The following is a 13,127-nucleotide window of genomic DNA, read 5'->3' on the forward strand; positions in this document are numbered from 1 at the left end:
TCGTCATTGCTGACTGAGAGGCCATATGGCGCTGATGCCGCAGAGCTTCCGGACACGCCTGGTGGTGCTGTGCGGCGGTCTGGGTTTGCTGATCGGACTGCCCGCCTATCTGTATATCGACCATGTCTATGCCCAGCGTCTGCTGGAAGACCGCGGCGAGGCGCTGCACGAGCAGGCGGTCGCGGTCGCCGCGGTGATCGCAGAGAACCTCAACGAGCGCCGGCGCGAAGTGGAACTGCTGGCCCGCACACCGTTATTCCGTAAGGCGCCGCTCGACAGCGTCGAGTTCCAGCCCAGCCTGGAGCGGCTGCAGAAGTCCTATCCCGCCTATTCCTGGATCGGTCTGACTGACGTGGATGGCGTCGTGCGCGCCTCCACCGGAGGACTGCTGATGGGGGCGGACGTGTCACAGCGCCCGTGGTTCACCGGCGGACAGAAGGGCCCGCATCTGGGCGACGTGCACGACGCGCTGCTGCTGAGCCGTCTGCTCAGACCCGAGCCGGACGGTGCGCCGATCCGTTTCATCGATTTTTCGGTGCCGGTGTTCGATGACTCCGGCCGGCTGCGTGGCGTGCTCGGCGCGCATGCGCACTGGCGCTGGGCCGGCGAGGTGCTGCAGGTGCTGAAGTCGCGTGACACCGACCGCGGCGGGCTTGAGTATCTGATCGTGAACCGTCAGGGGCGCGTCATCCATCCGGAGCGGGACGCGATGCCGCTGTCGCTGGCCGAGCGCCTGCGCACGCAGCCTGTGGTGATCGACCGCTGGGGCGGCCAGACCGAATACGTGACCACGCTGGCACCGGTACGGGACATCGTGCCCGAGGCGCCGCTGGGCTGGCAGGTGGTGGTGCGCCAGCCGCTGCACACCGTGATCGCCGACGTCGCCGAACTGCGCCACGCCGTACTGCTGTTCTCGCTGATGGCGGGTCTGACCCTGTGCCTGCTGGCGTGGTGGGCGGCCGGTCGGCTGAGTACGCCGCTGGAGCATCTGGCGCTGCAGGCCCGGCGCATCGAGCAGGGCGACGAGTCGGCCGAGCTCGCGATAACAGGCAGCACGCGCGAGGTGGTGCATCTGGGCGAAGCGCTGCGCAGCATGGCGGCCACGCTGATTCACCGGCGCGAGGCGCTCGAAGCCAGCAATCACGCGCTGGAAGCGCGGGTGGAGGAGCGCACCGCCGAACTGGCACGCCTGAACGACGAACTGCGCGAACAGGCGCGGCGGGACGTGCTGACCGGCCTGCCCAACCGGCTGGCGGCCAACGAGCGGCTGCGCGAGGAATTCGTACGCATGAAGCGGATGCGCACCGCGTATGCGGTGCTGGTGCTGGACATCGATTACTTCAAGCGCATCAACGACACCCACGGTCACCCGGCGGGCGACGCGGTGCTGCGGCATGTGTCGGGCGTGCTTCGCGGTGCGTTGCGCGAGAGCGATTTCGTGGCCCGCTTCGGCGGCGAGGAATTCCTCATCCTGCTGCCGGCGACCCCGCTGAACGATGCGGTGGCGGTCGGCGAGAAGGTGCGCTGTGCGGTCGAGTCCTCGCCGACCGCGGCGGTCGGTGCGGTCACGCTGAGCATCGGTCTGGCCATGGCCGACCCGACTCACCAGGACGAGGATGTGGCGGTGCGCGCCGCTGACGCGCTGCTCTACCAGGCCAAGTCGGCCGGCCGCAACCGGCTGATCGGTCCGAAAGCGGCCTGAAATTTCCTTGCAGATGCGCCCTTGAAATCGGAACAGGGCGCCACTACTATTAGCACTCGTTGGCAGTGAGTGCTAACACGGCGATGCGCTGTGTCGCATCGCCCCGAATATCGTCAAACGTCGCGACTGGGTTCGCGTCTTCAATCCTCAAGGAGTCATTGCATGAAAATCCGTCCGTTGCACGACCGCGTGCTGGTCAAGCGTCTGGAAGAAGAGCGCAAGACCGCCTCTGGCATCGTGATTCCCGATTCCGCCGCCGAGAAGCCCGACCAGGGCGAAATCATCGCTGTCGGCAGCGGCAAGATTCTGGAAGACGGCAAGGTCCGTCAGCCTGCCGTGAAGGCGGGTGACCGCGTGCTGTTCGGCAAGTACGCCGGCCAGACGGTCAAGATCGACGGCGAAGAACTGCTGGTTCTGCGCGAAGAAGACATCGTGGCCGTGGTCGAGGCCTGAGCCTCCCCGTCGCTGAAACCCCTACATCGGAGAGATTAAATGCCTGCAAAGCAAGTACTGTTTTCTGACGACGCACGCGCCAAGATCGTCAATGGCGTCAATGTGTTGGCCAACGCGGTCAAGGTCACCCTGGGCCCCAAGGGTCGCAACGTGGTGCTCGAGCGCTCGTTCGGCGCCCCGACCGTGACCAAGGACGGCGTGTCGGTGGCCAAGGAAATCGAACTGAAGGACAAGTTCGAGAACATGGGCGCCCAGCTGGTCAAGGAAGTCGCTTCCAAGACTTCGGACAACGCCGGTGACGGCACCACCACCGCGACCGTGCTGGCCCAGGCCATCGTGCGCGAAGGCTTCAAGTACGTGGCCGCCGGCTTCAACCCGACCGACCTGAAGCGCGGCATCGACAAGGCGGTGTCCGCCATCGTCGAAGAGATCAAGAAGATCTCGAAGCCGACCACCACCAGCAAGGAAATCGCGCAGGTCGGCTCGATCTCGGCCAACTCGGACAGCGACATCGGCAACATCATCGCCGAAGCGATGGACAAGGTGGGCAAGGAAGGCGTCATCACCGTCGAAGACGGCAAGTCGCTGAACAACGAGCTGGAAGTGGTCGAGGGCATGCAGTTCGACCGCGGCTACCTGTCGCCGTACTTCATCAACAACCCGGACCGCCAGATCGCCGTTCTGGAAGCCCCGTTCGTGCTGCTGCACGACAAGAAGATCAGCAACATCCGTGATCTGCTGCCGGTGCTGGAACAGGTCGCCAAGGCCGGTCGTCCGCTGCTGATCATCGCCGAAGACATCGAAGGCGAAGCGCTGGCCACCCTGGTGGTGAACAACATCCGCGGCATCCTGAAGACTGTTGCGGTCAAGGCGCCGGGCTTCGGCGACCGCCGCAAGGCCATGCTGGAAGACATCGCCATCCTGACCGGCGGCACCGTGATCGCCGAAGAAGTCGGCCTGTCGCTGGAGAAGGCCACGCTGCAGGATCTCGGCCAGGCCAAGCGCATCGAAGTGGGCAAGGAAGAAACCACCATCATCGACGGTGCCGGCTCGGAAGACGCCATCCAGGCTCGCGTTGCCAACATCAACACCCAGATCGACGCTGCCACCTCGGACTACGACCGTGAAAAGCTGCAGGAACGCAAGGCCAAGCTGGCCGGCGGTGTTGCGCTGATCAAGGTCGGTGCCGCGACCGAAGTCGAAATGAAGGAAAAGAAGGCCCGCGTGGAAGATGCGCTGCACGCCACCCGCGCTGCGGTGGAAGAAGGCATCGTCCCGGGCGGCGGTGTTGCGCTGCTGCGCGCCCGCGCCACCATCAGCGAACTGAAGGGTGACAACCCGGATCAGGACGCCGGCATCAAGATCGTGCTGCGCGCGATCGAAGAGCCGCTGCGCCAGATCGTCGCCAATGCCGGTGATGAGCCGTCGGTCGTGGTGGCCAAGGTGCTGGAAGGCAAGGGCAACTTCGGCTACAACGCCGGCAACGGCACCTACGGCGACCTGGTTGAACTGGGCGTGCTGGATCCGGCCAAGGTGACCCGTTCCGCGCTGCAGAACGCCGCTTCGGTGGCCGGCCTGATCCTGACCACCGACGCGCTGGTCGCCGAACTGGCCGACGACAAGCCGGCCATGGGCGGCGGCATGCCGGGTGGCATGGGCGGCATGGGCATGGACATGTAATGTCCTTCCGGCCGCCCCGGCGGCCGGAGCCCGGTCAGCTGACCACGAAAGGCCCGCACCCAGGTGCGGGCCTTTTTTCGTCCACGGTCCGGCTCATGCGGCATGGATGAACGCGCAGCAAGGTTCGGCCGGGGCGGTGCGGGCGCGGCGAGGAGAACGGTACGGGGGACAGGGCAGGGCGGCGGGCCGGAAAAATTGGCGGGGAGCACCCCGTGCAGGGGAAGGGTGCTCCCCGGGGCGTTCCGTGTGACCGGTGTGCCCCCGCGGACCAAAAGAAGAACAGCGCTGCGCAGACTATTCTTGAGCGCTTACATCTCCCTTACACTGACGCGCAGTGGGGTTATGCGGCCGGCGGTCGCAGCGCCCGGACGAACGCAGCAGACGTTCATGGAGGAGGCGGCCGCAAGGCCGGATTGCGATGCATATTCTGCTTGCCGAAGACGACCCGGTCATTTCCGATGCGGTGGTCAGGGCGCTGCGACGCGCCGGTTACGCGGTCGACAGCGTGGCCAGCGGCGGCGAGGCCGACGCTGCGCTGCACGGCCAGTCCTTCGATCTGGCCATCATCGACATCGGTCTGCCCAAGCTGTCGGGCATCGAGGTGATCAAGCGCATGCGCGCGCGCAAGTGTGCGACGCCGGTGCTGATACTGACCGCGCAGGACGGCATCGACGACCGCGTACGCGGGCTGGATGCCGGCGCCGACGATTACATGTGCAAGCCTTTCGCGCTGCCCGAGCTGGAGGCACGGGTCCGCGCGCTGACCCGGCGCGGTACCGGCATGCCCACCCGCATCGAGGTCGGGGCGCTGGCCTATGACCAGACCGACCACGTCGCCAGCGTCAATGGCCAGCCGATCGAACTGTCTGCACGCGAAACCGCCTTGCTCGAAGTGCTGCTGCTGCGCGCTGGCCGTCTGGTGAACAAGGAGCAGCTGGTGGATCACCTCTGCGGCTGGGGCGAGGAAGTGAGCAACAACGCGATCGAGGTCTATGTGCACCGCCTGCGCAAGAAGATAGAGCACAGCGGCCTGCGCATCGTGACCCTGCGCGGTTTGGGCTATTGCCTGGAAAGACCGGATGCCGTCGCGTGACAAGCTGAAGCTGCGCCGCAACAAGACCACCGGCGAAAAGACCGGCGAATACAACTCGCTGTTCGGCGAAATCCTCGACTGGATGCTCGCGCCACTGATGTTCGTGTGGCCGATCAGCATCGCCATCATCCACAACGTGGCGGACGACATCGCCCATGCGCCCTATGACAAGGTGCTCGGCGACAGCGTGTACGAACTGAGCCGGCAGGTGCGCTTCACGCCGGTGGGTGCCATCTTCGTCAAGCCGCCGCAGATGCGCGACCTGTTCCACATCGACGGCGAGGACATCATCTACTACCAGGTGCTGGGCGGCGCCGGCGAGCTGCTGGCCGGTGACAGCGAAGTGCCGGACGTGCCGGACGACCCCAAGTGGAAGCCGGGCGAGCTGTACTACCGCGGCGGGCGCATCAACAACGAGGACGTGCGCATCGCCTACATGTTCCAGCCGGTCACCACCATTCCGGGCTCCTACGTGACGGTACAGGTGGCGGAAACGCTGAACAAGCGCGAGGCGCTCACGTCGCGCATCCTGTCCGGCGTGCTGCTGCCGCAGTTCGTCATCATTCCGATCGCGGTGGTGCTGGTGTATTTCGGCCTCGGGCGCGGTCTGTGGCCGCTGAAGCGGCTGCAGGCGGTGATCGAGACCCGGCGCCCCACCGACCTGTCGCCGATCGACGTGCGGCGGGTGCCCGAAGAACTGCGTCCGCTGATCCATGCCCTCAATGACATGATGCTGAGGCTGGAACTGAATCTCGCCGCGCAGCAGCGCTTCATCGCGGATGCCGCGCACCAGATGCGGACGCCGCTGACCGGCCTCAGGAGTCAGGCCGAACTGGCGCTGCTGGAACAGGATCCGGCGCAGATCCGCGCCTGCATGGAAAAGATTCTGCTCAGCTCCACCAACGCCGCTCACCTGATCAATCAGCTGCTGGCGCTTGCGCGCGCCGAAGCCAGTTCCGAGAAGGTCCATGCGGTGGAGCGGGTCGAACTGAACGGGCTGCTCGAAAGCCAGGTGGCGGACTGGGTGCCGGCCGCGCGCCGGCGTCATATCGACATCGGCTTCGAGCGCGCCCACGTGCCGCTGCATGTCGATGCCAATCCCGTGCTGCTCGGTGAAATGTTCAAGAACCTGATCGACAACGCCATCAAGTACACGCCGCATGACGGCATGGTGACGGTGCGTCTGAAAGCGGACATCCGCGCGCTGGTCGAGGTCGAGGACTCCGGGCCGGGCATTCACGCCGAGGACCGGCAGCGGGTGTTCGAGCGTTTCTACCGGGTGCTGGGCACCCAGGTCGAGGGCTCGGGACTGGGCCTGCCCATCGTGCGGGAGATCGCGGAACTGCACCGGGCCGAGGTGGAACTGCTCGACGCCCATCCGGCCGATGAGCAGGGTCACACCGGCCTCATCGTACGGGTGTCGTTTCCGCGGGTGATCGAGGGTGCGGCCGCGGCGCCGCGCGAGGCCTGAGCGCGCCATGGACGGTGTCGAACTCGCGCTGCGTTCGGTCGTGCTGCTGAAAGGGCTGAACGAACTGCTGCTGCTGACCCTGCTGGGTCAGGGCGCGCTGTGGCTGCTGGCGGGCACACGGCGTGATGACAACCTGATCTACGGCGCCTTCGGCCGTGTCAGCCGGCCGCTGTTCAGGCTCTGCCGCCATGTGCTGCCGCGCTTCGTTCCCGACCGCTGGATGCCCGCGCTGGCGGTCGCCTTCCTGCTGCTGCTCGAGCTGGTGCTCATCATTGCCAAGGTGGTGCTGTTCACACGGATGGCGGCGATCCAGCCGGGTTGAGCGGCGGCTGGTGAAGGATGCAGAAACTCTGAAATCCTTTGACAGGCGACCGATCAGCGACTATTATCTTCGACTCACTCGGCCTGGTAGCTCAGTTGGTAGAGCAGCGGATTGAAAATCCGCGTGTCGGTGGTTCGATTCCGCCCCAGGCCACCAGATTTCCGGACGGCCCGCCTTCATGGCGGGCCGTTTTCGTTTGGTCTTCCGCTTCGTGCAGCATCTGCGCGACCACTTCCCACACCCGCTTCGTGTCCTCGCGCTTCGTTCGCTGCGCCATGCACACCGCCACAAACTCAGGGCGTTCCAGCAGCACGGCCAGTGCTGCCGCCTGATCTTCGCCAGGTGCTGAGCCGCCCGAGCGCCAGATGCTCACGGTGGCGCGAGAAATATTCAGAAGGCGAGCGATGTCCGCGTCATTGCGTGCAATGCGGCGGTCAATCAGTTCGTCCAGATAGCTGCTAACTGTTCGCACGGTGTCCTCCTGTCTGTATCTGCTTGCCTGTTAGCAGGATAGGTTGTTTGAAGTTGCTTGACAAATTGTCAAAAGGTTTCTAACTTTGTTAGGAGACTTTTGACAGTATGTCGTCATGACCCACCCCGGCCACCTCCGCATGATCGAAGACCTCGAGCGCCAGCTTTCGGCGCCGATGCCCGATCCTGTGCGCCGGTCGAAGAAGCGGCATCTGCAGAAGGAGCTGGACCGCGCCCGCCGGGCCGGCTTCCATGCCCAGGCGATCCTGGACGCCCAGCGTCGCGGAAGGGGTTTCAAGTGAAATCCCATTTCGCATATTCATTCCGCGTGCTAGATTCAGCGCGTAACACTCCTCCCTTTACCCGGTGCCGAACCCACTCCCTGAGGCGTCTTACCGGGCTTCTTATTCCGCGGGGTGATCGCTCGTGATCACCCTGCCTGTCTTCACCTGGATCTTCATGCGCTGCTACGACTGCGCCTTCCTGTGGCGGGAAGCGCGCTTGTCGTTCGCCGGCCGTGTCCTCCGTCCTGCGCTCTCCGGCATCTGCATCGAGTGCGGTTCCATCGAGACATTCGAGCGCGGTCGCGCCGCGCCGGGACCGTCGGGCACGGCCGGCGCGTCCGCGCCCCCCCTGACTAATAGGGGGGGAACAGTCCAGTCACACCCCAAACCCCGCGCGGGAACATCCTGGAGGAGCAGACATGTTCGCTTCCGTTGAATCTCATTGGCCCCGCAACCGGCACGGCGAACGCTACGTGCTCGGAAAGAAGGGCGAAGAGTCCGTCGTTCTTGAAACCAGCACCCGGGGTGACGGCAAGGCCTTCATCGACTGGCTGACCGTCACCTTCCCGGTTGCGGCCATCGACGCGAACAACGGATGGGACGTTCCCGAGTTCGTCGGTACCGAAGACGCTGCCCTCTACCTCTCGCTGCGCCTGGAAAAGATCCTCGGCTTCGGCATCTACGCCAAGCGCGAGAAGGGTCACCGCTTCTACCGCCACTCCTGGTCACTCGGCGAGGACGGCCGTTACGGCTTCATCGCCGTAGGCGGCCAGCGCGCAACAATGCTCTTCGAGCTGACCGGCGAAGGCTGCATGCACGCAACGCCCGGATGGGAAGCCGCGATGCACGCCTTTCTCACCTCCGGCGCCCTGACCGCAGGTGAGCTGACCGGCGCGAAGATCACCCGGATCGACATCACGCACGACGATCACGAAGGCAGCTACGACGTCGACCGCGCCTTTGACGACTGGAGCAATGACCGCTTCAGGCTCCCGCAAGCCCCGCAGTCGCCCGCCATGAACCAGGTCGGCAACTGGGCACGCCCGGACGGCCGGGGTCGAACGCTGTACGTCGGCCGTCGCCAGTCCGGCAAGTTCCTGCGCGTCTATGAGAAGGGCAAGCAGATGGGCGACCGTGAATCGCCCTGGACCCGGATCGAACTGGAGCTCAAGGCCGAAGACCGCGTCATCCCCTTCGACACCCTGCTCAAACCCGGCCACTACCTCGCCGGCGCCTATCCGGCGCTCGAATGGCTCAACGAACGACAGTCCCGCATTGCCACGGTGCGCCACGCCGCCAAGAAGGGATACGAAGCCATGGTGCGTTACGTGCGCCGCGCGGCCGGTGCCGCCCTGGCGGTCGCCATCGCCATCAACGGACAGCAGTTCGTGCAGGACCTGGTCGCCGATGTCACCACCGACGAGATGTACCGCCAGATGGTCAAGCGCTCGCTTGACATGCCCACCTATGCCGTCGCCGATCAGGCCGAATCGGACCACGACGTATCAGGCCGCCAACTGATGAAGGGAAATGACGATGTCCATTCTGTTTGATCTTGCCGAAGACCAGATCCGCACCGAACGCCGTGTTGTGCTGGGTGCCCGTGGACGTGAATTCACGCTCGATAACGGCACCCACTTCGACTACACCGAAGTCTTCCTGACCGTGCCGCTGTCGCGTCCGGACGATCCCAATCCGATGAGCTGGGGCCTCGGCCTCGAAGTGCTGAAGATGCCCGGCAGCAAGAACGCCATGGCGATCAAGGAAGCCGATGCCTACATGGCCGAAATCCAGATCCGCGAGTTCCAGGCCGGCAAGGACGTGAAGAAGGAAATCGTCTCGGTAAAGCCCTTGCACCTGCTTGGACAGCAGAAGCAGGCATCGGCACCGGCATCACAGGCGCCGAAGGGCTAACCTGAAGTTCAAGCGTTTCGCATGCGAAACGCTCCTCTCAACCCCTCAGGGAGTACGACATGAAAATCGAACTAAAAGGCAACGGCCTGACCGTGAATGGTCAGCGTGCGAAGTGGTGGCAGACAGCGCTTGCGCTGCTTGCCGCTCCGTTCCTGTTCCTCTTTCTGCTGGCCGATGCGGTGCTGAACGCACCGGGCAAGTTCGGCATGTGGTTCTGCAACACGCTCGGTCGCGCTGGCCTGCCCGAGATCGGTGGTGCGCTGCTGCAGCTGCGCTACCCGAGCCGGCGTATCGATTGGCGCCCCGAAGGTGACCACCCCGACCGGTTGGCTTCGCTGGAAAGCAAGGGCCTCGACGTGTCAGCGCTGCGCAAGCCGCACTTCGCGTGCATCCACGTTGTGAAGATCAGGAGGGAAAAAAGAAACGGCCGCGAGTAGCGGCCGGGAATCCCCTTTCGACGGGGCTTGCCCGCGTTGAAAGGAAAAATCATGGAAGTCAGAAAGTACCACGTACGTGTCCGTAACAAGATGATCGTTTTAACGATTGCCACCGAAAGCGGAGCTTTTCGGGGTGTCGTGATGAGGGTTTCGGACTATTCACCCCCGTGGGGCGTGCATGGCTGGGATACGGGCGATGGCTCGGAACTCGCAGACAGCTGGTTTGACACGATGGAAGAAGCCCAGCGCTATCTACGTGATCACCTGCGTCGCAGCGAGTTCGAGGAACGCTATGTCTTGTTCCGGCTTTGCCACTTCTCTGAGGTGATTGAGGAGTACCAGACCGAAATCGAATGGGTTCCACGTTTCATGAGTGTCAAAACGAAGTAACACCGGTAGTCGCAGTCATTACATCTAACTAAACCTGTTTGCGGGCGAGTCCCGCCGAAAGGGATTTCGATGATGTCTCATCCTCATCTGGTGCCCCCGCCGATCACCGGCAGCGGCGAACACTTTCTCTCCCGCACCGTGCGGGTGCTGTCGGTCACCCAGATCAAGGGGGCCTTCCACGTCGCTCACGTCGAACTGGACAACGGCCGCTTCGGTGACGTGCCGTGCGACCCCGACGTGACGAAGGCGGACACAGTGGGCCTGTACAGCACGATCCAGGTCCGTAATGGCCGTGTCGAAGCGCGGCTTCGCCTGCGGAGACTGCACGCATGAACCTGATCACCGAATGCACGGTGCGCAAGGTCAAGCGGGCCGGCAACGGCCTGCGCATCGCCATGGTGGAACTGCCGGACGGCACCTTCGGTGAGCTGCCTGCAGCCGAAGGGCTGAAGCCTGGTGAGCCGGCGCAACTGGCGGTCACCGTGGGCCTGCAGATGGGCCGCCTCTACCCGCGTGCCATGCGCGCCGAACGGAAGGGCTGACCGTGAGCTGCTACCAGTCTGACGTCTACGTGCCCCAGTACAACGAGTACGGCGAAGAGATCGGCGGCGACACCTATTTCACCGGGTGCCACGCGAGCTACGTCGACACCGTCAGCCAGGCGCTCACGCTGTCCGGCGTCATGCAGCCGCAGACCAGCAACTGTGTGGCCGCTCAGTTCGAAGAGAACGGCACCTTCCGCTTCTTCTGCGTTGATGCAGAAAGCGGCGTCGGCCCCTTCGAGTCCTACGCCTTCTACCTGGCGGACGGCACGCCCGGCCCGGCCTACACCGGCGCCAGGGTCGCCTCGATCAAGGGCGGTTCCAACGGCCTCGGCTCCCTGCCCGACTACCCGCAGCAGAAAGGATCAGACATGCAGTGCGTAACCATTGGCGAGGGCGGTGCCCTCGTCGTTCAGAACCCCCAGCCCGCAGACCTCTCGGCCTGCGAAATGGTGGTGCTTTCGGGTTCGGAAGCGATGGGCAACCCCTTCGCCCTGAGCACGGAAGCAGGCGCGACCATCGCGGTCGCAATCATTGGCGTATGGGCTGTCGCATTTGGCATCCGCGCCGCAATCCAAACCCTGTTCGTGAAAGGAAGCAACCATGAAGAAGTACCTGCGTAAGGTCGGTGGCGTCGTCGTCTCCGCTCCCCTGCTGCTGGCCGGCACCGCTGCGCACGCCTCCGGCGGTGGCGTCGATGTGTCGTCCGTGACCTCGGCCATTGGCGGCGCCAGCGCCCCGATCGCGGCCATCGGTGCGGCCGTCCTGGTCGTGCTGGTGGGCATCAAGGTCTACAAGTGGATCGCACGCGCGATGTAACTCCGCTGTAGGCGCAGTTCTGCAGTTGTTGTTCAAGTAGTAACCCGGGGGGCTGCGGTCGGTCCCGGCATTCACCTGGGGGAATCACATCATGGGCGCATACGTCATGATCGCGCTGCTGGGGGCCGCATGGATCATCTTCCGCTACTGAGCGCACGTCGCGCAGTACGCGCGCTTGCCGCCTTCCTCGTCGGCGTCTTCGCCGCATCCTTCTCGCTGCTGGCGCTTGCCAATCCCTCCGCGCCGCTTAACCAGGTCGTCACCTACGCCGGCGGCTACGGCCTGCGCGTTCCCAGTTCCACGCACGGGTGCAGTGGCTCAGCACCTCCATCGCCGTGGCAACTGATGTCCTACTACCAAGACAGCTCACTGCCTTGCGGCTTCTCCGCCTGGTGGGTGCATGGCGCCTGCGACGCGGGAACCGTCATGAACACGACCACCCGGCAGTGCGCCACACCGCCGCCGCCCGAGTGCGCATCCGGCCAGGTCAGGAACACCGTGACCGGTGTCTGTCAGCCCCCATGTGCAGCAGCAGGCACGGCCGGCGGCTCGAACTACGTTTCTCCCTACACCATCGCGCCGACCGCGATCTGCCGTGACGGCTGCAAGCTCACGGTCGGTGAAGGTTTCACCATGCCCTGGAGCAATGGCAGCACGCTCTACGGCGTGCGCGGTCTGGTCCATACCAGTCAGTTCTGCTCCGGGGATCTGAACGGCTCCGGCCCAGGCAACGGCGAAACCGAATCGCACGACAGCCCCAGCGACCCGGACCCGATCCCCGTCACGCCGCCGGACGATCCGCCGCGCTGCCCGACCGGCAAGTGCCCCGGCTACTTCAATGGCTCGTACATGTGCGTCGCCTGCTCGGAGATGGCCTCGGAGAACAAGCCGATCACCACCTACAACCGCACGACCGAAACCACGACCACCGGCACCCCGCCGAATCAGACGACCTCGACGACGACCACGGACACGCGGGCCACGCACAATGGCACCGGCACGGTCACCAGTACGACCAGCACCACGACCACCACGACCGGCCCGAACGGCACCACTACCAGCACCGAAAGCAAGGAAACGAAAGAGCCGAAGGAATCCTTCTGCAAGGAGAACCCCAGCTCCGCCTTCTGCAAGGAAGGTCGCTTCGGGGGCTCCTGCGGCTCCTTCACCTGCGAAGGCGACGCCGTGCAGTGCGCAGTCGCGCGCGAGATCCATCAGCGCAACTGCGAAGCGGTGGCCTCCAACGTCTACACGGACATGGTCGACGCCGCCCAGGCCGGCAGTGACACCGGCTCGACCTACATCCAGGGACAGAAGGACGGCACGCCGCTCGATGTGACCGGCAAGTTCTCGTCCAGCCTGGACGCCTCGCCCATCGCCGCGACCTGCCCCTCACCGCGATCAGTGCCGCTGCCCGGCGGCAACAGCTTCGAGATCTCGTTCGAGAAGCCGTGCGAAGCCGCAGGCTGGCTCGGCAACTTCGTCCAGGCGTTCGCCTATCTCTTCGCCGCACTGATCGTGCTGCGCAACCCGTCCGCGTGAGGTCTGA

At 64.6% G+C, this 13,127-nt stretch carries 16 protein-coding genes and 1 tRNA gene; all 17 read left to right on the forward strand.

All coding sequences use genetic code 11. From position 1 onward, the window contains the following. The first annotated feature begins 25 nt into the window (after positions 1–25). The 17 genes from METUNV1_RS18120 (at position 26) to METUNV1_RS18200 (ending at position 13,120) form a co-directional block, all read left to right on the forward strand. A complete protein-coding gene (locus METUNV1_RS18120; protein ID WP_008064289.1) occupies positions 26–1,702 on the forward strand; it encodes a sensor domain-containing diguanylate cyclase in 1,677 nt (558 codons plus the stop codon). Between the two features lie 162 nt (positions 1,703–1,864). Continuing rightward, the gene (gene groES, locus METUNV1_RS18125; RefSeq protein WP_008064291.1) at positions 1,865–2,155 is read left to right on the forward strand and encodes a co-chaperone GroES; all 291 of its coding nucleotides are present in this window, start codon (positions 1,865–1,867) and stop codon (positions 2,153–2,155) included. Between the two features lie 39 nt (positions 2,156–2,194). After that, the gene (groL, locus tag METUNV1_RS18130; protein WP_008064292.1) at positions 2,195–3,835 is read left to right on the forward strand and encodes a chaperonin GroEL; all 1,641 of its coding nucleotides are present in this window, start codon (positions 2,195–2,197) and stop codon (positions 3,833–3,835) included. Positions 3,836–4,253: 418 nt separating this feature from the next. Further along, positions 4,254–4,928, forward strand: a complete 675-nt coding sequence (locus METUNV1_RS18135) for a response regulator (RefSeq protein ID WP_008064293.1) — start codon at positions 4,254–4,256, stop codon at positions 4,926–4,928. Continuing rightward, the gene (locus tag METUNV1_RS18140) at positions 4,915–6,399 is read left to right on the forward strand and encodes a sensor histidine kinase (protein ID WP_008064294.1); all 1,485 of its coding nucleotides are present in this window, start codon (positions 4,915–4,917) and stop codon (positions 6,397–6,399) included. The genes METUNV1_RS18135 and METUNV1_RS18140 overlap by 14 nt, the downstream gene beginning before the upstream one ends. A 7-nt stretch (positions 6,400–6,406) precedes the next feature. After that, positions 6,407–6,721, forward strand: coding sequence for a hypothetical protein (locus tag METUNV1_RS18145; protein ID WP_008064295.1), 315 nt, complete (start codon positions 6,407–6,409; stop codon positions 6,719–6,721). An 80-nt stretch (positions 6,722–6,801) separates the two neighbouring features. Beyond that, positions 6,802–6,877, forward strand: a tRNA-Phe gene (locus METUNV1_RS18150). 455 nt (positions 6,878–7,332) lie between these two features. After that, positions 7,333–7,494, forward strand: a complete 162-nt coding sequence (locus tag METUNV1_RS18155) for a hypothetical protein (protein WP_008064296.1) — start codon at positions 7,333–7,335, stop codon at positions 7,492–7,494. A gap of 401 nt (positions 7,495–7,895) precedes the next feature. Then, positions 7,896–9,029, forward strand: a complete 1,134-nt coding sequence (locus METUNV1_RS18160) for a replication initiation factor domain-containing protein (RefSeq protein ID WP_008064302.1) — start codon at positions 7,896–7,898, stop codon at positions 9,027–9,029. Further along, on the forward strand, positions 9,013–9,390 hold the full coding sequence (locus METUNV1_RS18165; RefSeq protein WP_139026411.1) for a hypothetical protein: 378 nt from the start codon (positions 9,013–9,015) through the stop codon (positions 9,388–9,390). Before METUNV1_RS18160 ends, METUNV1_RS18165 begins: the two co-directional genes overlap by 17 nt. Positions 9,391–9,449: 59 nt before the next feature. Then, on the forward strand, positions 9,450–9,827 hold the full coding sequence (locus METUNV1_RS18170) for a hypothetical protein (protein ID WP_008064304.1): 378 nt from the start codon (positions 9,450–9,452) through the stop codon (positions 9,825–9,827). 51 nt (positions 9,828–9,878) lie between these two features. Continuing rightward, positions 9,879–10,217 (forward strand): hypothetical protein, encoded by a 339-nt coding sequence (locus tag METUNV1_RS18175; RefSeq protein WP_043360306.1) that lies wholly within the window; start codon positions 9,879–9,881, stop codon positions 10,215–10,217. A 69-nt stretch (positions 10,218–10,286) separates the two neighbouring features. Continuing rightward, positions 10,287–10,550: a hypothetical protein gene (locus METUNV1_RS18180; protein ID WP_139026412.1), complete on the forward strand. Its 264-nt coding sequence runs from the start codon at positions 10,287–10,289 to the stop codon at positions 10,548–10,550. Then, entirely contained in the window at positions 10,547–10,759 is a 213-nt protein-coding gene (locus METUNV1_RS18185; protein WP_008064308.1) for a hypothetical protein, read from the forward strand. The genes METUNV1_RS18180 and METUNV1_RS18185 overlap by 4 nt, the downstream gene beginning before the upstream one ends. 2 nt (positions 10,760–10,761) lie before the next feature. After that, entirely contained in the window at positions 10,762–11,382 is a 621-nt protein-coding gene (locus METUNV1_RS18190; RefSeq protein ID WP_008064310.1) for a hypothetical protein, read from the forward strand. Further along, the gene (locus METUNV1_RS18195; RefSeq protein WP_008064311.1) at positions 11,363–11,578 is read left to right on the forward strand and encodes a major capsid protein; all 216 of its coding nucleotides are present in this window, start codon (positions 11,363–11,365) and stop codon (positions 11,576–11,578) included. The genes METUNV1_RS18190 and METUNV1_RS18195 overlap by 20 nt, the downstream gene beginning before the upstream one ends. A 129-nt stretch (positions 11,579–11,707) precedes the next feature. Further along, positions 11,708–13,120 carry a virulence factor TspB C-terminal domain-related protein gene (locus METUNV1_RS18200; RefSeq protein ID WP_008064312.1) on the forward strand — a complete coding sequence of 471 codons (1,413 nt, stop codon included), beginning with the start codon at positions 11,708–11,710 and terminating at the stop codon, positions 13,118–13,120. The last annotated feature ends 7 nt before the right edge of the window (positions 13,121–13,127 follow it).

The organism is Methyloversatilis universalis FAM5, from assembly GCF_000214035.2.
GTDB lineage: Bacteria > Pseudomonadota > Gammaproteobacteria > Burkholderiales > Rhodocyclaceae > Methyloversatilis > Methyloversatilis universalis.

Excerpts from the sequence above, each read along its gene's own strand:
- METUNV1_RS18200 (WP_008064312.1), top strand. The coding sequence starts at position 11,708 with ATGGATCATCTTCCGCTACTGAGCGCACGTCGCGCAGTACGCGCGCTT.
- groL (WP_008064292.1), top strand. The coding sequence starts at position 2,195 with ATGCCTGCAAAGCAAGTACTGTTTTCTGACGACGCACGCGCCAAGATC.
- METUNV1_RS18170 (WP_008064304.1), top strand. The coding sequence starts at position 9,450 with ATGAAAATCGAACTAAAAGGCAACGGCCTGACCGTGAATGGTCAGCGT.
- METUNV1_RS18140 (WP_008064294.1), top strand. The coding sequence starts at position 4,915 with ATGCCGTCGCGTGACAAGCTGAAGCTGCGCCGCAACAAGACCACCGGC.
- METUNV1_RS18165 (WP_139026411.1), top strand. The coding sequence starts at position 9,013 with ATGTCCATTCTGTTTGATCTTGCCGAAGACCAGATCCGCACCGAACGC.
- METUNV1_RS18120 (WP_008064289.1), top strand. The coding sequence starts at position 26 with ATGGCGCTGATGCCGCAGAGCTTCCGGACACGCCTGGTGGTGCTGTGC.
- METUNV1_RS18135 (WP_008064293.1), top strand. The coding sequence starts at position 4,254 with ATGCATATTCTGCTTGCCGAAGACGACCCGGTCATTTCCGATGCGGTG.
- METUNV1_RS18145 (WP_008064295.1), top strand. The coding sequence starts at position 6,407 with ATGGACGGTGTCGAACTCGCGCTGCGTTCGGTCGTGCTGCTGAAAGGG.
- METUNV1_RS18175 (WP_043360306.1), top strand. The coding sequence starts at position 9,879 with ATGGAAGTCAGAAAGTACCACGTACGTGTCCGTAACAAGATGATCGTT.
- METUNV1_RS18155 (WP_008064296.1), top strand. The coding sequence starts at position 7,333 with ATGATCGAAGACCTCGAGCGCCAGCTTTCGGCGCCGATGCCCGATCCT.
- METUNV1_RS18195 (WP_008064311.1), top strand. The coding sequence starts at position 11,363 with ATGAAGAAGTACCTGCGTAAGGTCGGTGGCGTCGTCGTCTCCGCTCCC.
- METUNV1_RS18180 (WP_139026412.1), top strand. The coding sequence starts at position 10,287 with ATGATGTCTCATCCTCATCTGGTGCCCCCGCCGATCACCGGCAGCGGC.
- METUNV1_RS18160 (WP_008064302.1), top strand. The coding sequence starts at position 7,896 with ATGTTCGCTTCCGTTGAATCTCATTGGCCCCGCAACCGGCACGGCGAA.
- METUNV1_RS18185 (WP_008064308.1), top strand. The coding sequence starts at position 10,547 with ATGAACCTGATCACCGAATGCACGGTGCGCAAGGTCAAGCGGGCCGGC.
- groES (WP_008064291.1), top strand. The coding sequence starts at position 1,865 with ATGAAAATCCGTCCGTTGCACGACCGCGTGCTGGTCAAGCGTCTGGAA.